This is a genomic window from Stenotrophomonas lacuserhaii (assembly GCF_039674585.1).
Taxonomy (GTDB): domain Bacteria; phylum Pseudomonadota; class Gammaproteobacteria; order Xanthomonadales; family Xanthomonadaceae; genus Stenotrophomonas; species Stenotrophomonas pennii_A.
The window spans coordinates 60917-85556 of record NZ_JBDJNU010000009.1 but is presented as its reverse complement, the minus strand read 5'-3'; the positions used below and the strand labels follow the sequence as shown (position 1 = coordinate 85556).

General features: G+C 67.8%; 21 protein-coding genes. 7 read left to right on the top strand and 14 right to left on the bottom strand.

What is annotated here, in order from left to right:
* Nucleotide 1 precedes the first annotated feature (1 nt).
* Both ABE522_RS05810 and ABE522_RS05805 read left to right on the top strand, forming a co-directional pair.
* The gene (locus ABE522_RS05810) at nt 2–1348 is read left to right on the top strand and encodes a dihydroorotase (protein WP_346590911.1); all 1347 of its coding nucleotides are present in this window, start codon (nt 2–4) and stop codon (nt 1346–1348) included.
* Nucleotides 1348–2187 (top strand): M23 family metallopeptidase, encoded by an 840-nt coding sequence (locus ABE522_RS05805; RefSeq protein ID WP_346590910.1) that lies wholly within the window; start codon nt 1348–1350, stop codon nt 2185–2187. The genes ABE522_RS05810 and ABE522_RS05805 overlap by 1 nt, the downstream gene beginning before the upstream one ends.
* Nucleotides 2188–2356: 169 nt before the next feature.
* Here the strand turns inward: ABE522_RS05805 and ABE522_RS05800 are convergent, their stop codons facing one another.
* The 5 genes from ABE522_RS05800 to efp all read right to left on the bottom strand — a co-directional run bounded on the left by ABE522_RS05800 (nt 2357) and on the right by efp (nt 6583).
* Entirely contained in the window at nt 2357–3061 is a 705-nt protein-coding gene (locus tag ABE522_RS05800) for an isoprenoid biosynthesis enzyme family protein (protein WP_346590909.1), read from the bottom strand.
* Between the two features lie 10 nt (nt 3062–3071).
* The gene (locus tag ABE522_RS05795) at nt 3072–3767 is read right to left on the bottom strand and encodes a phosphoglycolate phosphatase (RefSeq protein WP_346590908.1); all 696 of its coding nucleotides are present in this window, start codon (nt 3765–3767) and stop codon (nt 3072–3074) included.
* Entirely contained in the window at nt 3764–4480 is a 717-nt protein-coding gene (ubiG, locus tag ABE522_RS05790) for a bifunctional 2-polyprenyl-6-hydroxyphenol methylase/3-demethylubiquinol 3-O-methyltransferase UbiG (protein WP_346590907.1), read from the bottom strand. The genes ABE522_RS05795 and ubiG overlap by 4 nt, the downstream gene beginning before the upstream one ends.
* Nucleotides 4481–4522: 42 nt before the next feature.
* The gene (locus ABE522_RS05785) at nt 4523–5866 is read right to left on the bottom strand and encodes a TRZ/ATZ family hydrolase (RefSeq protein ID WP_346590906.1); all 1344 of its coding nucleotides are present in this window, start codon (nt 5864–5866) and stop codon (nt 4523–4525) included.
* 150 nt (nt 5867–6016) lie between these two features.
* Nucleotides 6017–6583, bottom strand: a complete 567-nt coding sequence (efp, locus tag ABE522_RS05780; protein WP_101098522.1) for an elongation factor P — start codon at nt 6581–6583, stop codon at nt 6017–6019.
* Between the two features lie 120 nt (nt 6584–6703).
* On the opposite strand from efp, the gene epmB reads away from it, so the two are divergent.
* Nucleotides 6704–7708 (top strand): EF-P beta-lysylation protein EpmB, encoded by a 1005-nt coding sequence (epmB, locus tag ABE522_RS05775; RefSeq protein WP_346590905.1) that lies wholly within the window; start codon nt 6704–6706, stop codon nt 7706–7708.
* A 7-nt stretch (nt 7709–7715) separates the two neighbouring features.
* Here epmB and ABE522_RS05770 read toward each other — a convergent pair whose 3' ends face one another.
* The 3 genes from ABE522_RS05770 to ABE522_RS05760 all read right to left on the bottom strand — a co-directional run bounded on the left by ABE522_RS05770 (nt 7716) and on the right by ABE522_RS05760 (nt 11620).
* Nucleotides 7716–9848, bottom strand: coding sequence for a putative bifunctional diguanylate cyclase/phosphodiesterase (locus ABE522_RS05770; protein WP_346590904.1), 2133 nt, complete (start codon nt 9846–9848; stop codon nt 7716–7718).
* Nucleotides 9845–10777: a phosphate/phosphite/phosphonate ABC transporter substrate-binding protein gene (locus tag ABE522_RS05765; RefSeq protein WP_346590920.1), complete on the bottom strand. Its 933-nt coding sequence runs from the start codon at nt 10775–10777 to the stop codon at nt 9845–9847. Before ABE522_RS05765 ends, ABE522_RS05770 begins: the two co-directional genes overlap by 4 nt.
* Nucleotides 10778–10855: 78 nt before the next feature.
* On the bottom strand, nt 10856–11620 hold the full coding sequence (locus tag ABE522_RS05760) for an RNA methyltransferase (protein ID WP_042615228.1): 765 nt from the start codon (nt 11618–11620) through the stop codon (nt 10856–10858).
* A 116-nt stretch (nt 11621–11736) separates the two neighbouring features.
* On the opposite strand from ABE522_RS05760, the gene ABE522_RS05755 reads away from it, so the two are divergent.
* Complete coding sequence (locus tag ABE522_RS05755; RefSeq protein WP_042615229.1) at nt 11737–12564, top strand: inositol monophosphatase family protein; 828 nt, start codon at nt 11737–11739, stop codon at nt 12562–12564.
* Between the two features lie 300 nt (nt 12565–12864).
* Here the strand turns inward: ABE522_RS05755 and ABE522_RS05750 are convergent, their stop codons facing one another.
* Nucleotides 12865–14037: a putative peptide maturation dehydrogenase gene (locus ABE522_RS05750; RefSeq protein ID WP_346590903.1), complete on the bottom strand. Its 1173-nt coding sequence runs from the start codon at nt 14035–14037 to the stop codon at nt 12865–12867.
* A 134-nt stretch (nt 14038–14171) separates the two neighbouring features.
* Here ABE522_RS05750 and ABE522_RS05745 point away from each other — a divergent pair, with 134 nt between their 5' ends.
* Nucleotides 14172–14474, top strand: a complete 303-nt coding sequence (locus ABE522_RS05745) for an NHLP-related RiPP peptide (RefSeq protein ID WP_346590902.1) — start codon at nt 14172–14174, stop codon at nt 14472–14474.
* Here ABE522_RS05745 and ABE522_RS05740 read toward each other — a convergent pair.
* From ABE522_RS05740 to aceB, 4 genes are all read right to left on the bottom strand, one after another.
* Complete coding sequence (locus ABE522_RS05740) at nt 14429–16966, bottom strand: putative peptide modification system cyclase (RefSeq protein ID WP_346590901.1); 2538 nt, start codon at nt 16964–16966, stop codon at nt 14429–14431. The genes ABE522_RS05745 and ABE522_RS05740 overlap by 46 nt on opposite strands.
* Nucleotides 16967–16978: 12 nt before the next feature.
* Nucleotides 16979–18022: a GGDEF domain-containing protein gene (locus ABE522_RS05735; RefSeq protein WP_346590900.1), complete on the bottom strand. Its 1044-nt coding sequence runs from the start codon at nt 18020–18022 to the stop codon at nt 16979–16981.
* A 247-nt stretch (nt 18023–18269) separates the two neighbouring features.
* Entirely contained in the window at nt 18270–19562 is a 1293-nt protein-coding gene (aceA, locus tag ABE522_RS05730; protein ID WP_346590899.1) for an isocitrate lyase, read from the bottom strand.
* A 57-nt stretch (nt 19563–19619) separates the two neighbouring features.
* Complete coding sequence (aceB, locus tag ABE522_RS05725; RefSeq protein ID WP_346590898.1) at nt 19620–21257, bottom strand: malate synthase A; 1638 nt, start codon at nt 21255–21257, stop codon at nt 19620–19622.
* A 108-nt stretch (nt 21258–21365) separates the two neighbouring features.
* On the opposite strand from aceB, the gene ABE522_RS05720 reads away from it, so the two are divergent.
* Together ABE522_RS05720 and ABE522_RS05715 are read left to right on the top strand one after the other, a co-directional pair.
* Nucleotides 21366–22331 carry a LysR family transcriptional regulator gene (locus ABE522_RS05720; RefSeq protein ID WP_101098326.1) on the top strand — a complete coding sequence of 322 codons (966 nt, stop codon included), beginning with the start codon at nt 21366–21368 and terminating at the stop codon, nt 22329–22331.
* A gap of 78 nt (nt 22332–22409) precedes the next feature.
* Entirely contained in the window at nt 22410–23321 is a 912-nt protein-coding gene (locus ABE522_RS05715) for a LysR family transcriptional regulator (protein ID WP_346590897.1), read from the top strand.
* Between the two features lie 42 nt (nt 23322–23363).
* Here the strand turns inward: ABE522_RS05715 and ABE522_RS05710 are convergent, their stop codons facing one another.
* On the bottom strand, nt 23364–24617 hold the full coding sequence (locus ABE522_RS05710) for an MFS transporter (RefSeq protein ID WP_346590896.1): 1254 nt from the start codon (nt 24615–24617) through the stop codon (nt 23364–23366).
* Nucleotides 24618–24640 lie beyond the last annotated feature (23 nt).

The window sequence follows — 24640 nt, the reverse complement described above, 5'->3', positions numbered from 1 at the left end:
CATGCCTTCCACGCTGATTACCAACGCCCGCCTGGTCAACGAAGGACGCGTCTTCGATGCCGACCTGCGCATTGAAAACGGCCGCATCGCGCGCATCGAAAGCGGGCTGGCTGCGCGCGAAGGCGAGCAGGTGGTCGACGCCGCCGGCCGCTGGCTGCTGCCCGGCATGATCGATGACCAGGTGCACTTCCGCGAACCCGGCCTGACCCAGAAGGGCGACATCGCCACCGAATCGGCGGCCGCCGTGGCCGGGGGCCTGACCACCTTCATGGACATGCCCAACACCAATCCGCCGACGCTGAACGCCGACGCCCTGCAGGCCAAGTACGATTCCGCCGCTGGCCGTGCGCGTGCGAATTACGGCTTCTACATGGGCGCCAGCAACGACAACCTCGAACACATCCAGCGCCTTGATCCGAAGACCGCGCCGGGCATCAAGGTGTTCATGGGCGCCTCCACCGGCAACATGCTGGTCGACAACCCGGAAACGCTGGACGCGATCTTCCGCGACGCGCCAACGCCCATCATCACGCACTGCGAAGACACGCCGATGATCGACGCGCTGATGAAGGAGTACCAGGCGCAATACGGCGACACGCTGAGCGCGGAGCAGCATCCGGACATCCGATCGCGCCAGGCTTGCCTGAAGTCGTCGGAACTGGCGGTGTCGCTGGCACGCAGGCACGGCACCCGCCTGCACGTGCTGCACATTTCCACCGCCGACGAGCTGGCCCTGTTCGAGCGCGGCCCGCTGATCCGCGCCGATGGCAGCCGCAAGCAGATCACCGCTGAAACCTGCATTCATTTCCTGCGCTTTGATCGGACCGATTACGCACGCCTGGGCAACCTGATCAAGTGCAATCCGGCGATCAAGGACGTGGCTGACCGCGAGGCGCTGACCGCCGCGCTGGTGGAAGACATCATCGACGTACTCGCCACCGACCATGCCCCGCACACCTGGGAAGAAAAGCAGAAGCCGTACGCGCAGGCGCCGTCCGGCCTGCCGCTGGTGCAGTACGCGCTGACCGCTGCGCTGGAGCTGGTGCACGAAGGCAAGCTGGACATCGCCCGGGTGGTGCAGAAATTCGCCCACGCGCCTGCGCAGTTGTTCGACGTGGCCGAACGCGGCTTCCTGCGTGAGGGCTACTTCGCCGACCTGGTACTGGTCGAGGACAAGCCGTTCACCGTCAAGCGCGAAGACGTGCTGTCCAAGTGCGGCTGGTCGCCCTTCGAAGGCACTACGTTCCAGTCGCGCATCGCCTCGACCTGGGTGAACGGCCAACTGGCCTGGGACGGCACCCAGATCGTGGGCGCAGCCAACGGCCAGCGCCTGGCGTTCAACCGCTGATGCGGGCGCTGTTGCTGGCCTCGGTATTCGCCGGGGCCCTGCCCGCCCTGCTGTGCGCGGTGAACCCGGCCGCTGCACAGGCCACCGACAGCCGCGTCGTGTTTCCCGCCAGCGCCTCGCAGGGCGCGATGGTGATCGGCAAAGTGCCAGCGGGCAGCACGGTCCGCTACGGCGGACGTACGCTGCGGGTGAGCGGTTACGGCAGCGTGGTGTTCGGCATCGGTCGCGACGAGAAGGGTCCACTGCAGGTTGAAGTGCAGCGTCCCGACGGCGGCAGCGAGCGCGTCGCCATCGCGGTGACGCCGCGCGACTGGCCGGTGGAACGGGTCAACGGCGTGCCACCGAAGACGGTCAATCCGCCGCCGGCGATCGCCGAACGGATCAAGCGCGAACAGGCCCAGGTGACGGCGGCGCGGGCGCGCGATGACGACCGCGCCGACTTCGCCCAGCCTTTCATGTGGCCGGTGCAGGGCCGCATCAGCGGCCGCTTCGGCAATGCCCGTGTCTACAACGGGCAGCCCGGATCGGGTCACTCCGGGATGGACATCGCCGTCCCCACCGGCACGCCGGTCAAGGCGCCGGCGGCTGGCGTGGTGACCTTCGCCGCGCCGGACCTGTATCTCACCGGCGGCACGTTGCTGCTGGACCATGGCTTCGGGGTGAGCTCGAACTTCCTGCACCTGTCGCGCATCGACGTCAAGGTCGGTGATCGGGTCGAACAGGGCCAGGTGGTTGCCGCAGTGGGGGCCACCGGGCGTGCGACCGGGCCCCACCTGCATTGGGGCATGAACTGGTTCGACACCCGTATCGACCCGCTGCTGGTGCTGGAACGGAAGTGAGGAGGTGACGGCCAACGGTCGTCCCCCACCACCCGCTGCGCTCGCCGACCATGGGTCGGCGCTACCGACAACCCGGACCAGCGGGTAGCGCCGAGCCATGCTCGGCGGAATCGATCAGGCCACGGCCCGCTGCGCTCGCCGACCATGGGTCGGCGCTACAAGAAGGGCTTCAGCCGCGCGCGGCCCACCACACACGCAACAAGGTGCGCACCGGCGTTGCTGCGATCGGCTTGCCGCTGGCCTGCGCCTGCAGCCGTGCACGCGCCAGCGCTGCCCATATCCGTCGCGGGCGGGGACCGGCAACGCGCAGCTTCCAGTCCTTCAGCAGTTCGCCGGCCCAGCGCCGCGAAGCCCCATCGGCCTCCTGCTCCAGCAGCGAACGCGGCACGCCGGCAACGCCCGCGTCGTACAGCCGCTGCGCCAGCGTCTGCAGCAGCACGGCGCGGCCGGCACCCGTGCGCGGTTTGTCATCGAACAGCACGGCCTCCACCGCCGCCACCGCATCGGCGAACGCAGCCAGCGCACGCTGCGCGGCCGCCGCATCCACGGCTACCGCACGTGCTTCCACCAGCGTCGGCAGCGCATCGGCCAGTGCCGTCCACGGCGCGCGGATCGGCTCCAGCACGCGGCCCAGCGGATGACGTGAGCGCTGCCCCGCCCAGCTGCGCAGCTCTTCGCCCCACCAGGCCAGCTTGGCATCGGCCGGCAGCGGGTCGCCGCTGGTGTTGAGCATGTCATCGAATTCCTGCAGCAGCGAAAACCACGCCACCGCACGCGCACGCTGCTCCGGCGCCACGAACGGCTCGGCCACCGACCATTCCGGCCAACGCGCACGCCACTTGTCCAGGAAGCTGTCCAACGCACTGCTGTTCACTACGTATCCTTCAATTCTTGACCGGCGGTGCCGGGAGGGTCGGCCATTGGCCGGCCTGCTGCAGCGCGTGCGCATCGTCCAGCGCGACATCGGCGTTCCAGCTGGCCGGGTCGTCATCGGCCAGGCGATAGCCCCACAACGCGGCGACCGACGGCATTCCCGCAGCGCGCGCGGCGATGATGTCGCGCTCGTCATCGCCGACGTACACACAGTCCGACGGTGCAATGCCGATCGCCTGCGCGGCATGCAGCAGCGGCAGCGGGTGCGGCTTGCGCTCGGGTAGCGAATCGCCGCCCACCAGCACCGCACAGCGTGCCTGCCAGCCATGCTGCGGCAGGATCAGCCGGGCCAAGTACTCGGGCTTGTTGGTGACGATGCCCCAGCGCACCCCGGCAGCATCCAGCGCGGCGAGCATGCCCGCCACGCCATCGAACAGCGTTGCATGCTGGCCGATCAGCGCTTCATAGCGCTGCAGGAACTCCGGAATCAGCGCATCGCGCTGGTCGCCGGCCAGGTCCGGGAAGGCGGCGGCGAGCATAGCGCGCGAGCCCTTGGACACCACCGGGCGAAGCGCTTCAAGGGTGATCGGCGGCCGGCCGCGAGCGGCCAGCATGTCGGCCGCGGTCGCCACGAAATCCGGCGCGCTGTCCAGCAGGGTACCGTCCAGGTCGAATAGCACCGCGGGCGGGAAGCGCACTGCGGTCATGCCGGCCTGGTCGCGTGGGCGAGGTAGTTGATGTCGGTACGGCTGGACAGCCGTGCGCGGTTGCGCCACGGCTCGTACGCCATGCCGCTGACATCCTGCAGTTGCAGGTCGGCATCGCGCAGCCAGCGCGACAGCTCGGCCGGGGTGATGAATTCCTGGTAGTGATGGGTGCCCTTGGGCAGCAGCCTGGCCACGTACTCGGCGCCCACGATCGCCACGGCGAAGGCGGCGGCGGTGCGGTTGATGGTGGACAGGAACAGCTGGCCGCCGGGCTTCAGCAGCCGCTTGCAGGCCTCGATGATCGCACCGGGGTCCGGCACGTGTTCCAGCATCTCCATGCAGGTCACCACATCAAAGCTTTCCGGCTGCTCGGCGGCCAGGTCCTCGGCAGCCTGTACCCGGTAGTCCACGCTCACGCCGCTTTCCAGCGCGTGCAGGCGCGCCACCTTGACCAGCTCCGGCGCCAGGTCGATGGCAGTTACTTCGGCACCGGCCTGGGCCAGCGCCTCGCTGAGCAGGCCGCCACCGCAGCCGATGTCCAGCACGCGCAGTCCGCGCAGTGGTGCCCGGTCGGCGACATACTTCAGACGCACCGGGTTGAGCGCATGCAGCGGCTTCTGCGGACCGTCTGCGTCCCACCAGCGGTTGGCCAGGGCGGCGAATTTGTCCAGCTCGGCCTGGTCGAAATTGGAAGAAACATTCGGGGCGTTCATGGGGTGTCCTTGCGGCGCCGGGGGGCGCGCGGATGGGATGGATCAGGCACGCACGTGACGGATGCGCTCGCGCCACTGGCGCGCGTTGGCGATGATGCCCGGCAGGTCCATGCCGACCAGTTCGCGCTGCACCAGCTTGGGCTGGCCGGCGATCCACACATCGCTCACCTGCTGGCGGCCGGTGGCATACACCAGCTGCGACAGCACGTTGTGCAGCGGCTGGGTCTCCAGCGCGGACAGGTCCACGCAGATCAGGTCGGCCTGCTTGCCGACTTCGATCGAACCGATGCGCTCGCCGAAGCCGAGCGCGCGTGCGCCGCCCAGCGTGGACGCGCGCAGCGTGCTGGCCGCATCCAGTGCGGTCGCATCATTGGCCACGGCTTTGGCCAGGATCGCCGCGGTGCGGTTTTCGCTGAACATGTCCAGGTCATTGTTGCTGGCGCAGCCATCGGTACCGATGGCCAGGTTCACCCCGGCGCGCTGCAGCGCGCAGGCCGGGCAGAAGCCGGACGCCAGCTTGAGGTTGGATTCCGGGCAATGCACCACGCTGACGCCGCGCTCGGCGCACAGGTGGATCTCCGCCTCGGTCAGCTGGGTCATGTGCACGGCGATCAGGCGGTCGTTGACCAGGCCCAGACGATCCAGCCGAGCCAGCGGACGCTGCCCGTGCAGGGTGATCGAATCGCTGATTTCCTGCGCGGTCTCGTGCGTGTGCAGGTGCACCTGCATGTCCAGCTGGTCGGACAGCATGCGCACGCGCTCGAAGTTCGCATCGTTCACCGTGTACGGCGCATGCGGGGCGAACGCGGTGCCGATCAGCGGATCGTTGCGCCACTGGTCGTGCAGCTCGCCGGCCTTGGCGAAGTACTCGTCATCGCTCTTCGCCCAGGCGGTGGGGAAATCGATGATCACCGCACCGACCAGCGCGCGGAAACCGTGCTTCTTGTAGACCGCTGCCTGCACGTCGCCGAAGAAGTAGTTTTCGTTGGCGCAGGTGGTGCCACCACGCAGCATCTCGGCGATCGCCAGGGTGGTGCCGTCGGCCACGAATTCGGGCCCGATCACCGCCGCCTCCACCGGCCATATATGCTGCTGCAGCCACGTCATCAGCGGCAGGTCGTCGGCCACCCCGCGCAGCAGGGTCATCGGGTTGTGCGTATGCGCATTGACCAGCCCGGGCATCAGCGCGGCCTCGGGGCGGCTGACCACCTGGGCGGCATTGAAGCGCTCGCGCGCCTCGCTGCGCGGCAGGATCGCGACGATGGCGCCATCGCGCACCGCCACCGCGTGGTCTTCCAGCACCACGGCATGCGGCTCGATCGGGACCACGTAACCGGCTTCGATCAGCAGGTCACAGGCTTCGGGGGTGCGTGCGGTGTCGGTCATGCGGACTCACTTGGCGGGGGCGGCGGGTCGGCCGTGGAGACGGCCATAGGCCCGCCCCACGGGACGCCGGGAGCGGACGGCCAGCGACCGTCCCTACCGTGTGGAGCGGACGGCCAGCGGCCGTCCCTACCATGATCCGGCTGTGCCGGATTACTTGACGCGCGCGGAGTATTCGCCCGAGCGGGTGTCGACCTTGATGATCTCGTCCTGGTTCACGAACAGCGGAACGCGGACCACCGCGCCGGTTTCCAGCGTGGCCGGCTTGCCGCCGCCGCCTGAGGTGTCACCGCGCACGCCCGGATCGGTCTCGGTGATCTTCAGTTCAACGAAGTTCGGCGGCTGCACGAAGATCGGCGAGCCGTTCCACAGGGTCACGATGCAGGATTCTTCGCCCTTCAGCCACTTCTCCGCGCCGCCCATGCCGGCCTTGTCGGCCTGCACCTGCTCGAAGGATTCCGGGTCCATGAAGTGCCAGTACTCGCCGTCGCTGTACATGTAGTTCATGTTGGTATCGACAACGTCGGCCACTTCGACGTCATCGGTGGCCTTCATGGTCATTTCCACGGTACGGCCGGACTTGATGAAGCGGTAGCGCACGCGGGTGAAGGCCTGGCCCTTGCCCGGCTTGATGAACTCGGTTTCCGAGATGACGGCCGGTTCATTGTTGACCAGGATCTTCATCCCGTTCTTGACATCGTTCATGCCCGCAGTGGCCATGCTCAAGCTCCTCAAATGGCGAAACCGCCGCAGGTGCGGCGAGCCGGATAGAATGGAAAGCCCACCGCAGGACGGTGGGCGCAGATTTATGTCCCCATGATAACCGCAGGCCCCCTGTCCATGCAGCTCTCCGCCGCTCACCGCCCCGTTTCCGCCCGCTGGCAGCAGCTCTGGCGCCAGGCGATACGCGACCCGGCCGAGCTGCTGTCACGGCTCGGCCTGGAGCCCGCCGCACTCGGCGTTTCGGAGGCCGCCCTGCAGCAGTTCGCGCAGCGCGTCCCGGAAGGGTTCGTGGCGCGCATGCGGCATGGCGATCCGCACGACCCGCTGCTGCGCCAGGTGCTGCCGATCGACGCCGAAATGCGCCAGGTGCCCGGCTTCAGCCTGGATGCGGTCGGCGACGGCGCGGCAAAGAAGGCCACCGGGGTCATCCAGAAGTACCGTGGCCGCGCGCTGCTGGTGACCACCGGCAGCTGCGCGATCAACTGCCGTTACTGCTTCCGCCGCCACTTCGACTACGGCACCGAAAACGCCGCCAAGGGCGGCTGGCAGGACGCGGTGCGGGCGATCGCTGAGGACCCCGGCATCGATGAAGTCATCCTGTCCGGCGGTGATCCGCTGTCGCTGGCTACGCACAAGCTGGTGGAGCTGACCGACGCCCTGCGCGCCATCCCGCACCTGCGCCGGCTGCGCATCCACAGCCGCCTGCCGGTGGTGCTGCCCGAGCGCGTGGACGATGAACTGGTGGCCTGGCTGGGCAGCCTGCCGTGGCCGCTGGCCTTCGTGATCCACGCCAACCATGCCAATGAGTTCGATGCCAGCGTGGATGCCGCATTGGCGCGCCTGCGCGCGGCCGGCGCGCAGCTGCTGAACCAGGCCGTGCTGCTGCGCGGGGTCAACGACAGCGAAGACGCCCTGGCGGCGCTGAGCGAACGCAGCTTCGCCGCCGGCGTGATGCCCTACTACCTCTACCAGCTGGACCGCGTGGAGGGCGTGGCCCACTTCGAAGTGGACGATGCAACGGCCAAGGCCCTGGTCGCCGCACTGACCGCGCGCCTGTCCGGCTACCTGGTCCCCAAGCTGGTCCGCGAACTGCCTGGCGACCCCAGCAAGCGCCCCGTATAGCCGGAAATCAGGCGCCGGATTCGATCATCTGCACCACCGCGGTGGCGGTGACCGGGTGGCTCAGCCAGTAGCCCTGGGCCAGGTCACAGCCGCGCTGGCTGAGCAGGTCGAACTGAACTTCCTGTTCGATGCCTTCAGCCACGACGGTGATGCCCAGTGCGTGGGCCATGGCGATGATCGCGGTGGTCAGTGCCAGGTCGTCCGGATCGCGTTGCATGTCGGCGACGAAACTCTTGTCGATCTTCACCCCGTCCACCGGCACCTGGCGCAGGTGGCTGAGGCCGGAGAAACCGGTGCCGAAGTCGTCCAGCCACACCTTCACGCCGGTGCGGTGCAGCTTGTCCAGCAGCTGCGCGGCCAGCATCTCATCGCCGATCACTGCGGTTTCGGTCAACTCCAGGTGCAGGCGCGAAGCCGGCAGTCCCGATTCATCCAGGCACTGCGCCACCAGGTCGGGCAGCTCGCCCCCGCGCAGTTGGCGCGGCGACACGTTGACCGATACGAACAGGCCTTCGCCATCCACGTTGCGTGGCCACTGGGCCGCTTCGGTACAGGCAGCGCGCAGCACCTTGGGGCCGATCACCTCGATCAGGCCACTCTGCTCGGCCACTTCGATGAACACCGAGGGTGGGATCGTTCCCAGCGTCGGATGCTGCCAGCGCAGCAGCACTTCCACGCCGACCATGCGTCGATCGCGGGTGCGGAAGATCGGCTGGTAGGCAAGCCGCAGCTCGCCACGGTCCCACGCCCCGCGCAGTTCCTGTTCCATGTGCACGCGGCGCTCCACCGCATGGTCCATGGCCCGGCTGTAGTAGCGGTAACAGTTCTTGCCGGCCATCTTGGCCTGGTACATCGCGATGTCACCATTCTTCAGCAGCGTGGTCGCATCGGCGGCATCATCGGGGAACAGGGTGACGCCGATCGAAGCACCCAGGAACAGTTCCCTGCCCTGCACGCGCAATGGCTTGCCGAGCTCGCGCACCAGCAGGTCGGCCAGTTCGCGCGCCTGCGCGGCGACATCGCCTTCGGCAAGCAGGATCACGAATTCGTCGCCGCCAAAGCGCGCCAGCAGGGCATCGTCGCCCCCCGCCGCGGTCACCGCCTCGCTGATGCGCTGCACGAACTGCAGCAGAGCCTCATCGCCCGCTTCATGGCCCAGGGTGTCGTTGACCCGCTTGAAATCGTCCATGTCGGCGAACAGCAGCGCCAGCTGGTTGCCGGACGCCCGGGCCGCCATCAGGCGATGGTCCAGCGCCTCGCGGAAGGCGAGCCTGTTGGTCAGGCCGGTCAGCGCATCGGTGTAGGCCATGTGCCGTACCTCGCGATCATGCCGGGCGATGGCATCGCGCATCCGCGCGAAGGCACGCACCAGCTCGCCGACTTCGTCATCGCGGTGGTTCTCGCGCAGTGGCACCTGGTAGTCGCCGGCCTCGATCTGCCGTGCGGCCATGGCCAGCCCGCGGATGGGCGTGACCAGGGTGCGCTGCACATACAGCACCACCGCCACGCCGATCGCCACCAGCAGCGCCAGCATCAGCAGCAACCAGCCCAGGTGCCGGGTGCCGACCTGTTCCAGCCGCTGTGCCAGGGTCTGGCTGGCCTGCGCCTCCAGCACCTGCACGTCCTTCAGCGAAATGCCCACGCGCACGCCACCCAGCCGCTGGTTGCCAACCATGATGGGCATGCTGTTCTCCAGCACCTTGGGCGATTCCTGCACCAGCGCGCCCGTGGCGGCCACGGCCCGGGCGGCAAGCGGATCGGTCATCGCGCGCCCGTAATCCGGCACCGCCACCGACCCGTCATGCAACAGGCGGCCCCTGGCGTCGTACACCAGCACGTAACCCACCGCACGTTGCCGCGACACGTTGCGCACCAGTGCCCCGACCTGCTCCAGGTCGTTGTAGTACAGCGGATTGGACAGCGCATCGGCCAGTTCGCGGGCCATCGTGTCGCCACGGCTGCGCATGCTGCGGTCGAACAGTTCGTGGATCACCGTGCCACTCAGCCGCGTCACTTCCCGCTGGGTCGCGGCCTGGCGTCCCAGCAGCACCGCCAGGATCGCCACCACCACCAGCATCGCCCCGCCCATCGCCAGCACGAAGCGCGCCTGCATTCCAGATCCCAAGCCAAGCCGCTTCATTCAACTTCCATCCGCACGCGTACCAGTCCTCGATTCAAATCATCCAGTCGCTGCAGCATCCGCGCGTCGACGCGATGGAAGCCGGATGTACCAAAAAAGCGTGCCAGCGCATCCTTCGCCCGCGGATCCTGCGCAGCATCCAGCAGGACCTGCTGCAGCCGATCGCGCACCCGCCCATCCAGGTCCACGCGTACCACCTCAACCGCGCGCGGATACGGCGCGGTGCGATGGATCACCCGCAGGTCGTGCTTGAACGAGGGCGGCACCCGGCGCTCGTCGTCCCAGTCCACGCTGCTCACCGCGCCGGCGTCGACCATGCCCTTCTGCACGAAGGTGGCGATGTTCAGTTCGGTGCGCGCGAACACGTAACCGACCGCGTCAGCGGTGGGCGTGTCATCGGGCTCCTGCAGGATCTGCGGTACCAGGCCGTTCTCCAGCAAGGTCATGGCCGGCACCAGGTAGGCGCTGGTTGACGCCGCGTTCTGCAGCGCCAGGGTATGCCCGCGCAGGTCGGACAGCTGGTGCAGTGGACTCTCGCGGCGCACGAAGAACACGCTGTGGTATTCGCGTACGCCGCTGCGTTCGGTCAGCAACAGCGGACGCGCGTCGGCGCGCTGGCCCAGCGCGACCGCGGTACTGGCCGTTTCGGTGACCCAGTCAACCCGTCCGCGACGGAGGTAGCTGGCCATCTGCTGCGTATCGCGGGCCATCAACACGCGGCCTTCGGTGATTCCCAGGTCATGCATGTGCGCCACGACATAGTCCAGCAACGGCTGCAGCTGCGCGTAGTGGGCCTTCGGGTCATCGCTGATGCGGCCGAGCACCAGGACGTGACGCTGGTCCGGGCGCCCACTGCTGGACGCCGGCGACGCCGCCATGCACGCGCCTGCCATCAGCAGGCACGCCAGGCCCAGCAGTCCCCACTGCATGCGTCCCAGCCAAGCGTTCACGATGTTCCCCCGTCATGTAAGGGAAAGACTACCCCAAAAAGTGAGAACTGCGTCAGGCTATTTTTTGTCGCCGTGCGCAATCCTGGCCATCCGCTGGGCGTCCGCGAGGATCCCGCGCAGCAGCCGCACTTCCTGCTCGCTGGGTTCGCTGCGCAGGAACAGCCGGCGCAGTTTGCGCATCGCCGATTCCGGCGCCCGGCCCTTGTGGAATTCGATCTCGTCCAGGGTTTCGCCCAGCTGGCCGAAGAAGCTTTCCATCTGCTCATGGCTGGCCGGCTGTTCACGCAGCCCCGGCTCGGCCACCGGCGTGGCCGCATCGCCAAGCAGGCGCATGCGCACCTCGTAAGCGAGCACCTGCACCGCCGCGGCCAGGTTCAACGAGCTGAACGCCGGATCGGACGGGATATGCACCGCAGCGTGGCACAGCTGCAGCTCTTCGTTGGTCAGGCCGGTACGCTCACGACCGAACACGATCGCCACTTCGGCACCTTCCGCCGCCTTGGCCGCGACCCGGGCTGCCGCCACGGTGGGCAGCAGTTCTTCCAGCTGCACCCGGCGCGCACGCGCGGTGCAGCCCAGCACGAGGGTACAGTCGGCCACGGCATCGGCCAGGGTCGCCACCACCGGCGCGTCGCCCAGCACATCTTCGGCGCCGGCCGAACGCCGGAAGGCGTCTTCGTCCAGCGGCTTTTCCGGGGCAACCAGCACCAGCCGGGCCAGGCCCATGGTTTTCATGGCACGCGCGGCGGCGCCCATGTTGCCGGGATGCTGGGTCCCGACCAGGACGAAACGGATACGGGAAGCTATGGATGGATCGGACATGAACGCGGTAGTCGAGCTGGACGGCCTGCAATGGTAAACTGTGCGGCCGGCCACTGCGCCGGACCTGCTCTTTTCCCCCGCCGATCCCCCCCTCTGCCCTCCCGGGAGCTACCGCCATGCAGAAACCCGCCGTCACCGTCATGGTCAAGGCCGCCCGCCTCGCCGGCAACGTGTTGTTGCGCAACATCAACAAGCTCGAGGCGCTCAACGTGGTGCAGAAGGGCCGCATGGACTATGCGAGCGAGGTCGATGCGGATGCGGAAAAGGTCATCGTCAAGGAACTCAAGCGCGCCTACCCGGAATACGGGGTGATCGGCGAAGAAGGTGGCACCCAGGGTGCCAACCGCTACATGTGGGTGATCGACCCGCTGGACGGCACCAGCAACTACCTGCGCGGTTTCCCGCACTACTGCGTATCCATCGCGCTGGTGGAGAACGGAGAGCCGACCGATGCGGTGATCTTCGATCCGCTGCGCAATGAACTGTTCACCGCCAGCCGCGGTGCCGGTGCGGTATTCAACGATCGCCGCATCCGCGTGTCGGACCGCAAGGACCTGGAAGGCACGATGATCCACACCGGTTTCGCCCCGCGCGAGCGCGCCCGCGCCAGCGCCCAGCTGAAGGCGGTGGATACGCTGCTGGTGCAGGCCGAAGACGTGCGTCGCACCGGCTCGGCCGCGCTGGACCTGGCCTACGTGGCCTGTGGCCGCGCCGACGCCTACTTCGAGGCCGGGGTGAAGTCCTGGGACATCGCCGCGGGCATCCTGCTGGTGCGCGAAGCCGGCGGCAAGGTCTGCGATTACAAGGGTGCCACGCTGGGCCGGATGGACAACCGCGGCCCGGAAAACCACCAGGTGGTGGCGGGCAACCTGAAGGTGGCCGAGTCACTGCAGAAGGTCCTGGTCAACACCGGCTACGCCGCCGAGTTCGACGCGAAGTTCTGATTTCGCTTGAATCAGGTTGGTCGGACGGCGCCTGCGGGCGCCGTTCTGCTGTCTGGAGCAACGTCAACGTCAAAAGCTGCAGGGCTGCGTGTTGGCGGGGCGGGGTGGCTTGGCGGGGGACGGCAAGAGCCGCTCCTGCGGGCCTCGTTTCGCGCCATCCATGGCGCTCAACGCCCCCGCCAACCCACCCCGCCCCACCTTCGACGGGTCCATGGGGTGCTCTGGTAGCGCCGAGCCATGCTCGGTGGATGGTGTCAGGGCACGGAACGAAGAGCCGCCGAGCGTGGCTCGGCGCTACCGTTACCGGTGCTGCTTGCCGTCTGTCCAGATGCGTTGTGCGGGATCGAATTCGGTGGTGGTCAGGCGCTGCGCGCGCCAGCCGATGCCGCACATCATCACCGGGCTTTCCATTATCCCGTCCAGTTGCAGCGTGTCCTCGATGTCGAATTCGTTGATCGCGGCCGTCACGTAGGACGCAACCCCCTCGAGGGTCGCACTGATCGCCAGCTGCTGCGACAGGTGGCCGGCATCCAGCAGGATCGCCCGGTACGCTTTGGGGTGGCTGCGGTACTTCCAGAAATTGCGTGGGAAACGCGCGACCTGGATCAGGTGCAGCGCGGCATCGACAAACCATTCCTGCCCGGCAAGCATCAGCCGGACGCGGCCATCAAGGTCGTCCGGCTGGGCGGCCAGGCGGCGCAGTGAGTGGTGGATCGGGTCGTAGTGATGGACGCCGTTCCCCAGGCCCTCCACGTTGCGTACCACCGCATAGGTTTCCAGCGGATGCAGGCCGCCGCCGGAGGGAATGTTCTTCTTCAGGATCTGCATGTCCGGGGCCGGCTGTATCACCGCGTGCGCCATGATCGTGCGCTTCAGGATCCTCGCTGCGGTCTGCAGCGGCAGGGGGCGGTCCGGATCGAAATTGCGGCAGGTGACCCTGCGCGACATCAGTTCATCGAAGTCCTCGTCCGCGGCGACCGGCAACGGGATGGGCGTGCCTTCGTGGTGGCTGACCGCCGCCGGGGGCGGGCCGTAACGGCCATGCAGTTCGACCGCGGTGACCAGGTTGTTGCTGCGCATTTCCTGGGCGCTGTCCACGCCCCTCCAGCGGCCCGCGCGATGCGCCAGCGCCGTCAGCGGCCACCCGTTCAATGCCCGTACGCGCTCGTCGGCATCGCGGAATCCGGCGGCGCCTTGTTCATCGCTGATCACCAGGCCTTTGGTGATCAATCCGCGCAGGATCCGGCTGCAGCCTTCGTACGCATCGGCTTCGCTCCACGCGTCCTGTGGAATCCTGCCCAAGGCGCTGAGCTCTTCTTCGCTCAGCACGACAGGCTCATCCAGGTGGCCGGCCAACGCCTGCCAGGCCAGGAAGGTCTGCAGTTCGGCGCGCCCTTGCAGCACGGCGTGCAGATCCAGTCCACGGTCTTCCTTGACCCGCACCATGAGGAGAGAACAACGGCGGAAGTGCATGAAGGATGTCCAGCAGGAGGCATGCGCGATTCTAGGCCGCAACGCGACATGGCGATGCAGCAGGTGTCTGCTAAACCTGTGCGCGGATGTGCCGCTATAGCCTACTTGAGCCCACCAGAACAGGATCGATGACCATGGCAACTCCCCCCGCACGTACCCCGCTGTCGCCAGCACAGGCGGCCACGCTGCTGGACCTGCTGCAGAACGATGATGCATTCCGCTCTGCGTTCGCCGCAGCCCCGACCGATGCACTCGCTGGCCTCGGTGTTGTCGCCGACCTCACCGGCCCGGTGTGCGACCCGGTGCAGGCGCTGGCCAGCAAGGAAGAGTTCGCTTCGGTGTCGCAGCAGCTGCAGGCACACGTCGCCCTGCGCGGCTCGTTCGATGTGCCCTACTGCTTCGAAGCCGGCAAGGTCCAGGACGCGCTGGAAGGCTGAGCCGCCACCGCCAGGGCGCCCGGCCCACGGGCCGGCTGCCCGCGTGGATCGCGACTGTCATGCACGTTCAACGCCTGCAGGATGTAGTTGCCGTTGTCTTCGGCGTAGGCAAGCCCGCGATGGCGGACCAGCCACTTCTGCTCGACCCGCGCGCTGGCGGCATCGTCCTTCGCCAGGTGGGCGTCGCGCAGTGCCGCGTGCACCTGGTAGAGCTCGCGCCCGTCGACCATCGGCTTGAGCAGTTCCAGCGCGCGTTCCGGCCGCCCTTCGAGGCGCGCCTGCGTCGCTTCGACGACCAACAGCATCTGCGCTGACCGGTCGCCGCCGCGTGCCGCGATCTGGCCCTTGATGAGCGGCAGCAGGTTGCCAAGCGGATGATCGCTGCGCTGCGCCAGGTAGGCGGTCGCTGCCATGATGAAAGCCACTTCCTGCTGGTCCGGCACGGCCTCCTCGCCATCCAGCTCGTGCAGCAGCTGCAGGATCTCCTGCCGATACCCACGGTGCTCGACCCCCTCCATGCCCTGCAGGTTCTTCACCACCACGTCGACCAGGGTGCACATCACCTCCTCGCCGCAGCCGTCGCGCAGGGTTTCCAGGCCCGCTATCGCACTTGACCGGTCGTTCGCATCCACCAGCACGGCGGCGCGCTCCAGCTGTTGGCCCATGTTCGATGCCGGCACATCCCTCATGTTGGCCAGCGCGGCGGGCATGTCACCCTCCACCGCGTACACGATGCCCAGGCGCGTGCTGGACGTGCGCCCCGAAAGGGTATTGGCCGTGCGGAAATGGCGCCGCGCGGTTTCATGCCGGCCGATCGCCAGCTCGATCCGGCCCACGAAATCGTGGGCGGCCGAGCGCATCGGATTCTGCGTGGCCAGCAGGCGGCGGGCGGCGTTCAGTGCATTGGCGTAGTCGCCCAGGGAGTAGAGGGCGCGCGCTCGATTCATGTAGCCGGCGTAGTAATCCGGGTACAGGTCGGTCAGCATCTTCCATTTCGCAGCGACTTCGCCGGCCGGCGCACCATCGAGCTGCTTTCCCCACGCTTCCAGGTACAACACGTCGCGCGGCGGCAAGCGTTCACGCAGCGCCACGGCGTTGCGGTACGCGGCCATGGCCTGGTTCACCTCGCCCCGCGCCATGTGGATCCGCATCCTGCCGACGTGCGCGAAGGCGAAGTCCGGGTCGAGCTTGAGCGCCTGTTCGAAGAACTGCAGTGCCTCGCCGTAACGCCGGTCTGCGAGTGCATTGCTTCCCTCTGCGTAGGCGCGAAGTGCATCCAGGTTCGGCGTGATGACCTGCGGCAGCGGCAGGGCATTGCTGCGCACATCGGAAAGCGCCTCACCCAGGCGCGTGCGCAGCGAGGCGACGACGGTATCGGTGGAGCGCAGCGCGGAATCCAGGCCACGTCCGTCCGCGTACTCGGTGAAGACGGTGACCCCGTCGTGCGGCTGCACCACCTCCACGGCCACGCGCAGGCGTCCGTTGACCTCGGCGATGGAAGGAATCAGCACGGCGCGCGCGCCCTCGCGGATCGCCACCTCCAGTGCCGCCTTCCGGTCCAGCGGGGCATCGGGATTGCGGCGCATCCGTGCTTCGGTGTCACGCACTTTCAGGTCGCTGAGCACGTTGACGTAGCGGGATTGCTCGAGGCTCACCCGCAGGGCCAGGTCCATCGAGTCATCCAGCAGGCTGTTGCCGGTCATGTTGCGCACGTCGGCCAGCACCACCCAGTCGCGCTCGGCGAAGGCGATCGCCGGCTGCGGCCGCAGCAGCAGCCACATGCCCACCACCAGCATCGTCGCAAACGTGGCCTGGGCCGCCATCGCCATCGGCCGGCGCCAGGCCGGGATATCGCGGATCGCCTTGGGCGTGGGACGTGGGCGACCCACCGCCGGGACGTCTTCGGATACCACCCCGTACACGTCCATCGGCTGCGCCACGCCCTTGAAGCGCCAGCGTCCGAACGCCTTCCACTTCAGCCCCCTGCCGACGTCCCCGAGGCTGTCGGCAACCCGGCTCACCATCGCTTCGGCGGTGGCCGACACCAGTACCTGTCCCGGCCGCGCCAGCTGCATCAGGCGCGCGGCCATCGGCTTGGCCAGCCCTTCCACTTCTACCGGCTTGGATCCCAGCGCGATCGCCTCGGCGCTGTTGTTCCACAGGATCACCTCACCCACGTGGAGGCCGGCACGCGCCAGCAGCGGCACGTTGTTGGCCTTGCCGAGCTGGCGCAGCGCCTGCTGGTAATCCAGCGCGAAACCCAGGGCATCCACCGGCCGCTCGAACAACAGGAACAGGCCATCGGAGCGGTCGATCTGCTGGCCGCGCCAGCGCTGCTGCATCGCCAGCACCAACCGGTCGTGCTGCTGGAACAGTTCGGCGGCGCCGGCATCACCGATGCGCTCCACCAGCATGGTGGAGTCGCACAGATCGGTGAACAGCAACGCGCGAAGTTGCGGGACGTGGGGGGTCGCTTCCGTGTCACCGGTCATGGGAGTCTCCGCTCAGCCGGTTTCGATGACGTCATGCGGCCAGCAAAGCCGGTCGCCGCCATCCCGCTTGGCCTGGTACAGCGCACGGTCCGCGTTGGCGTACCACTCGCTCCAGTCGGCGGTGGGGTGCACCAGGCTGGCGCCGATGCTCAGGAAACACACGTGCGGGGTACCGTGGCTGCGTTCGATCAGGCCATGCACGGCCGTCAGCACGAACTCGGCGGCATGCTGCACGATCTCCGCGTTGGCACGGCGCAGCAGCAGGCAGAATTCATCGCCACCCAGCCGGCAGGCCAGGTCGTCGGCGCCGGCCATCGAACGCAGGATATTGGCCACGCTCTGCAGCACGCGGTCGCCGGCCTGGTGGCCGTACTCGTCGTTGATCTGCTTGAAGCGGTCGCAGTCGATCAGCAGCAGGCCCTGCGCCGGGCCGGTTTCATGCGCCCGGCATTCCTGCAGGTACAGCGCCAGTCCACGCCGGTTGTGCAGCCCGGTCAGCTCGTCGGTCCGCACCAGTTCGCGCGTATGACTGAGCTGGTGGGTGGTGACGTACAGGTTGTCCAGCGCGGTTTCCAGGTCGTGGTTGCGACGGCGCAGCTGGCTGATCAGCGCCTGCTCGTTGCCGACCACGCGCATGATGGTACGGCGCAGGAAATAAGCGATCAGGCCGGGCTCGGTTTCCACCAGCCGATGGAAGTCGACATGGCCCAGTTCCAGCACCTCGGTATCGCGGGTCGCGCGCGCATCCGCGCTGCGCAGGTGGTCGCCGATCAACAGGCCGAGTTCACCGAAGAACTCGCTGGCGGCCAAGCGCTTGAGCACGAGGTCCTCGCCGAAGTCCAGTTCGATCTCGCCTTCGGCGATGACGAACATGCTGCTGCCGCGGTGGCCGCGACGGAACAGGCAATCGCCTGCTGCCAACGTGCGCCGCTGGGCGAAACGGGCAAACAGGTCGAACTCTTCGGGGCTGAGCACGGCGTGCACGATCTCAGCCATCGCCGTGCTGGCAATGCCTGATCGCTCCACCACGTCTACGACCGCACCCCTGCCAGTCATTCCCCTGCCCCGCCGATCAGACTTCCCATCCTGAGGTGCGGAGCATATCACCGCTTTCAACTGTGCGCTGCGTCTCATTTTCCTGCATCCGTCCTTGGAATATCAGGAGGTTGAAACGCGGTCCGCAGCGGCGGGCGGCCAGGGGGCGGCCGCTCCGGGCGAGGGCGTGACGACCAACGGTCGCCACCCACCAAAAGCGAGGGTCGTCACCCGCCGGGGCAGGGTCGGCGCCCGTCCCCCTTCCACATCAGGCCGCGCGGCCGGTGCTGAACTGCTCTTCCTCGGTGGACCCGCTCAGGGCGCTGGTGGACGACTGACCCTGCTGGATCGCCTGGGTCACCGCATCGAAGTAGCCGGTGCCCACCTCGCGCTGGTGCTTGACCGCCGTGAAGCCGCGGTCGGCGGCGGCGAACTCGGCTTCCTGCAGCTCCACGAAGGCGCTCATCTGGCGGCGCGCATAGCCGTGGGCCAGGTTGAACATCGAGTAGTTCAACGCGTGGAAGCCGGCCAGGGTGATGAACTGGAACTTGTAGCCGTACTTGGCGATTTCGGTCTGGAACTTCGCGATGGTGGCGTCGTCCAGGTTCTTCTTCCAGTTGAAGCTGGGCGAGCAGTTGTAGGCCAGCAGCTTGCCCGGGAACCTCGCGTGGATGGCCTCGGCGAACTTGCGGGCGAACTCCAGGTCCGGCTTGCCGGTTTCGCACCACACCAGGTCGGCATAGGGGGCGTAGGCCAAGCCGCGGCTGATCGCCTGGTCCAGGCCGTTGCGGGTCTTGTAGAAGCCTTCGGTGGTGCGCTCGCCGGTGGCGAACGGCTGGTCGTTGGCATCGATGTCGCTGGTCAGCAGGTCGGCCGCTTCGGCATCGGTACGCGCCACCAGCAGGGTCGGCACGCCCAGCACGTCGGCCGCCAGCCGGGCCGCGTTCAACTTCTCGATGGCTTCACGGGTGGGCACCAGCACCTTGCCGCCCATGTGGCCGCACTTCTTCACCGAGGCCAGCTGGTCTTCGAAGTGCACCCCGGCCGCACCGGCTTCGATCATCGCCTTCATCAGCTCGAAGGCGTTCAGCACGCCGCCGAAGCCGGCTTCGGCATCGGCCACGATCGGCTGCAGGAAGTCGATCTCGTCCTTGCCTTCGGCATGGTGCAGCTGGTCGGCGCGCAGCAGGGTGTTGTTGATGCGCTTGACCACCGCGGGCACCGAATCGGCCGGGTACAGCGACTGGTCCGGGTACATCTGGCCGGCCAGGTTGGCATCGGCGGCGACCTGCCAGCCGGACAGGTAGATGGCGTTCAAGCCGGCCTTCACCTGCTGCATGGCCTGGTTGCCGGTCAATGCGCCCAGCGCATTCACGAAGTCCTTTTCCTGCAGGTAGGTCCACAGCTTTTCCGCGCCCAGCCGGGCCAGCGAGTGCTCCACGTGGACGGTGCCGCGCAGGCGCACCACGTCGGCGGCGGTGTAGTTGCGTTCAATCCCCTGCCAGCGGGGGTTGGTGTCCCAGTCGTGCTGGATCTGTTCGGCAGTGGGCAGCGTGCTCATGTCTATCTCCAGTTCGTCATTGCTACAGCAGGAAGGAAAAGCGGGCCGGCGCAGGCGTCAGTCGATGCGTGCGTAGGCCGGCAGGGTCAGGAAATCGTTGAGTTCGTCGGCGCGGCTCAGCTCGGCCAGCAGGGCGATCGCTTCGTCCACGCGGCCGCCACCGGGCAGTGCGGCGCGGTCGCCCAGGCGGGCCGGCAGCTGGGCCAGGGTGTTGTCCAGCAGCGCGGCATCGATGGCGGTGCCGTCGTCCAGCTGCTGGCCGGGGGTATGCAGCCACTGCCACAGCTGGCTGCGGCTGATCTCGGCGGTGGCCGCGTCTTCCATCAGGTTGTGGATCGGCACGCAGCCGTTGCCGTCCAGCCATGCCGCCAGGTAGCGCACGCAGACTTCCACGTTGCCTTCGAAGCCGGCGCGGCTGATGCTGCCCGGCGGCCGTGCGATCAGCTGGTCGCGGTCCACGCGCACGTCCTGGCGCAGCACGTGCTGCTGGTTCGCACCGGGCATGTGCTCGTCGAAGATCGCCATCGCCACCGGGATCAGTGCCGGGTGCGCGACCCAGGTGCCGTCATGGCCAGCGGTCACTTCGCGCAGCTTGTCCGCACGCACCCGCGCCATCGCCTGTTCGTTGGCGGCCGCATCGTTGCCGATCGGGATCTGCGCCGCCATGCCCCCCATCGCATGTGCGCCACGGCGGTGGCAGGTCTGGATCAGCAGTTCCGAATAGGCCTTCAGGAACGGCTGGGTCATGGTCACCTGGCCGCGCTCGGGCAGCACCTTGTCGGCATGCCGGCGGAAGGTCTTCAGGTACGAGAAAATGTAATCCCAGCGCCCGCAGTTCAGCCCGACGATGCGATCGCGCAGCGCGTGCAGGATCTCGTCCATCTCGAACACCGCCGGCAGCGTTTCGATCAGCACGGTGACCTTGATCTGGCCGTGCGGCAGGCCGAGCATGCCTTCGATGTGCGACAGCGCGGTTTCCCACAGCGCCGCCTCTTCCATGCTCTGCAGCTTGGGCAGGTAGAAGTACGGGCCACGGTCGTTGGCCATCAGCGTGCGGGCATTGTGGTAGGCGAACACCGCCGCATCGAACAAGCCGCCGGCCAGGCGCTGGCCATCGACCAGCACGTGCTTTTCGTCAAGGTGCCAGCCGCGCGGGCGCACGATCAGCACCGCGCGTTCTTCGTACGGACGCAGCGTGTAGTGCTTGGCCGGCTTGCTGCCGCTGGCCGGGGCGGTGAACTGCAGGTCGCCACGTACCGCACCGATCAGCGACTGCTGGCCGGCCAGCAGGTTGCGCCAGGTCGGCGCGGTGGCGTCTTCGAAGTCGGCCATGAACACCTTGGCCCCGGAGTTCAACGCGTTGATGACCATCTTCGGGTCGGTCGGGCCGGTGATCTCCACGCGGCGGTCCAGCAACGCGGCCGGCAGCGGCGCCACTTTCCAGTCCTCGGCGCGGATCGGCGCGGTATCGGCGCGGAAGTCCGGCAGCCCGCCCTGGTCGAAGAACGCCTGGCGCTGCACGCGGGCCGCCAAGCGGGCCTGGCGGCCGGGTTCCACTGCGCGGTGCAGCGACACCAGCAGGGCCAGCAGCGGGGCCGGCAGCAGCGCGGACTGGCCGGCCACCTGGGTGGTCAGGGTGATCCCCGGGGTGGGCTTGGCGGACGGCGACGGGATGGCGGAAGCAACGGCGGACATCGGGACACTCCTGCAGCGAGGGACGCCCCTACCGTGCTTCGCCGCCAATGTATTGACAAAGCAGTTATTGCAATGCATTGGATAAGTTGTGCTTATACTCGTTACACCATGCCCACACGCCCGCCGCCAAGTCCCCGCTTTTCCTACAAATCCGATCGGCTGAAGCCGTTGCGGGCGTTCTGCCAGACGGTGCGATTGGGCTCGGTTTCACGTGCGGCGGAAGCACTTTTTGTCAGCCAGCCGGCCATCAGCCAGCAGTTGCAGGCCCTGGAGCGGGAGCTGGGGGTGGTGCTGTTCGAACGCAGCGGGCGGCGTCTGGTCCCCAGCCGCGAGGGCCAGCTGCTGTTCGAAATGGCGCAGCCGCTGGTGGAGGACCTGGACGGCCTGGAGGCACGCTTCCGCGACAAGGTGAGCGGCATGGACGCCGGCGAGCTGAACATCGCGGCCAACAGTTCCACCATCCTGTACCTGCTGCCGCGCATCATCGAGCGCTTCCGCCAGCTGCACCCGGACGTGCGGCTGACCCTGCACAACGCCATCAGCGCCGACGGCACCGACCTGCTGCGCGATGACGCCGCCGACCTGGCGGTGGGATCGATGACCGACGTGCCGGCCGACCTGAGCTACGCCCCGGCCTACCGCTTCGAGCAGATGTTGATCACCCCGCACGACCACCCGCTGGCGCGCGGCACGCTGAGCCTGGAGGCGATCTCCAGGCACCCGCTGGTGCTGCCGCCGAAGCGTCAGATCACCTACCGGCTGGTGGACCAGGTATTCCAGCGCCACCGCCTGCCCTACACCGTGGCGCTGGAAGTGGGCGGCTGGGAAGTGATCAAGCAGTACGTGGCGATGGGCATGGGCATCTCCATCGTGCCGGCGCTGTGCCTCAATGATGCCGACCCCGGCAAGCTGGTCGCGCGGTCCATGCGCGAATGGTTCCCGGAGCGCAGCTACGGGGTGATCGTACGCCGCGGCAAAGCCCTGTCCCCGCAGGCCCGCGCCTTCGTCGAAATGATCCAACCCGAACTGTTCTCGCCCCGCGAGTACGACCAGAGCGGCCACTCCGAACGCTGACCGGTAGTGACGGCCGCCGGCCGTCATGTCATTACGCGCGTCGTCCTGGCTGTTCTCGTCTCTCTCTACAATCCCCCCATGTCGATCGAACTCCGCCATCTCCGCTACTTCCTCGCCGTGGCCGACACGCTGCACTTCGGCCAGGCCGCCGAGCGGCTCGGCATGTCACAGCCTCCGCTGAGCCAGCAGATCCGCCAGCTGGAACACCTGCTTGGCGCGCAGCTGTTCGTGCGCAGCCATCGGCGGGTGCAGCTGACCGAAGCCGGTGCGCTGCTGCAGGCGAAGGCCCGCGCGATCCTGGCGCAGGTGGACGTGGCGGTGGACGAGGTGCAGCGGGTGCAGCGCGGCGAGCAGGGTGAACTGCACATCGGCCTGACCCGCGCCACGCCGCTGGTGCCGCAGATTCCGCGCGCCATCTTTGGTTACCGCGAGCGTTTCCCGCAGGTGCGCTTGCAGCTGCGCGAGATGAACACCCTGCAGCAGATCGATGCGCTGCTGGAAAACCGGCTGGACGTGGGCATCATCCGCAAGCGCGTGCTGCCGCCGGAACTGGTGGCGCACAGCCTGTTTACCGATCCGCTGGCGCTGGTGCTGCATCGCGACCACCCTGCCCTGCGCGGGCGTGATCCGGCCAGCACGGTGCTGCCGTTGCAGCAGTTCGCCCACGAACCGTTCGTGGGCTTCCACCGCAGCGTGGGCGCCGGCATCCACGACCAGATGATCGCGCTGTGCGCGGCGGCAGGGTTCACGCCGCGCATCGTGCAGGAGGCCGGTGAGGCGTCCACGCTGATCAGCCTGGCGGCGGCGGGATTGGGCGCGGCGATCCTGCCCTCGTCCTGCGACCACATCCAGATCGAGGGTGCGTGTTTCGTGGCGCTGGGGGACCAGGGCGCGCATTCGGAAGTGCAGCTGGTATGGCGACGGGAAGGGGTGACGCCGTTGATCCGCAACTTCACTGCGCTGCTGCAGGCGGAGTTTGGTCGGTCGTGACGGCCGCTGGCGCGATTGACGGTCAGCGGCCGTCACTACCGTTCAAAGCGGGCGGCGCCACAGGCGCCAGGCGATACCGGCACCGATCACAGTAAGCACCCCGGTGAACGCGCAGACGCCGGTCCAGTCCCACGCGGTGTAGGCCAGTCCGCCCACCGCGCCCAGCACGCTGGAACCCAAGTAATACGAGAACAGGTACAGCGCGGATGCCTCAGCGCGGATCGCGCCGGCACGGCTGCCGACCCAGCTGCTCGCCACCGAATGACCACCGAAGAAGCCGAAGGTGACCAGCGCGATGCCGATCGCCATCGTCCACAGCCACGGCAGCACCAGCAGCACGATGCCGGCGATGATCAGGGCGTAGCTGATCGACAGCACGCGGCCGCGACCATGGCGGCTCGCCTGCTGGCCCATCCACGCCGAACTGAACGTGCCCACCAGGTACACGCTGAAGATCAATCCGACCACCGTCTGGCTGAGCCGATAGGGCGGCGCCAGCAGGTGGTAGCCCAGGTAGTTGTAGGTGGTGACGAACACGCCCATCAGCAGGAACGCGGTGGCGAACAGCCACGGCAGGCCGGGGTCGGCGAACAGCTGGCGCCAGCGCGAGGGCAGTTGGCGCAGCCCACCGCGACGGCTCTGGAAGTGCCGCGAGGGCGGCAGCTGCATCCACAGCAGCAGGGTGCTGGCGACGGCGATCAGCGATACCACGCCGATGCCCCAGCGCCAGCCCCAGTGGTCGGCGATGATGCCGGCGATCAAGCGTCCGCTCATGCCGCCCACCGCGTTGCCGCCGATGTACAGGCCCATCGCCAGGCCCATCGCGCGGCTGTCCATTTCTTCGACCAGATAGGTCATCGCCACGGCCGGCACGCCGCTCAGTGCCACGCCCAGCAGCGCGCGCAGCACCAGCATCGTGGTCCAGTCGGTCACCAATGCGCTGGCGGCGGACAGCACGGTGGACGCCAGCAGCGCGGTGATCATCACGTTGCGGCGGCCGACGCGGTCGGACACCAGCCCGGCGATCAGCATCATCACCGCCAGCAGGCCGGTGCTGAGCGACAGCGCCAGGGCACTGTTGGCGGCGGACACACCGAAGTGGCGGCTGAACTCGGGCAGCAGCGGCTGCACGGTGTACAGCAGGCCGAAGGTGGAGAAGCCGGCCAGGAACAGCGCCACCGCGGTGCGCCGGAACGCGGCCGTGCCTTGTTCGATGTGGGTGGCGGCGGCCGGGGTGGCGGCCGGGGGGCTTGGGAGGATGCGGCGCTCAAGGGCGGCCGCGGTATCGCCGTTCATGGGATCGGGAGGGCCGTGGGGGG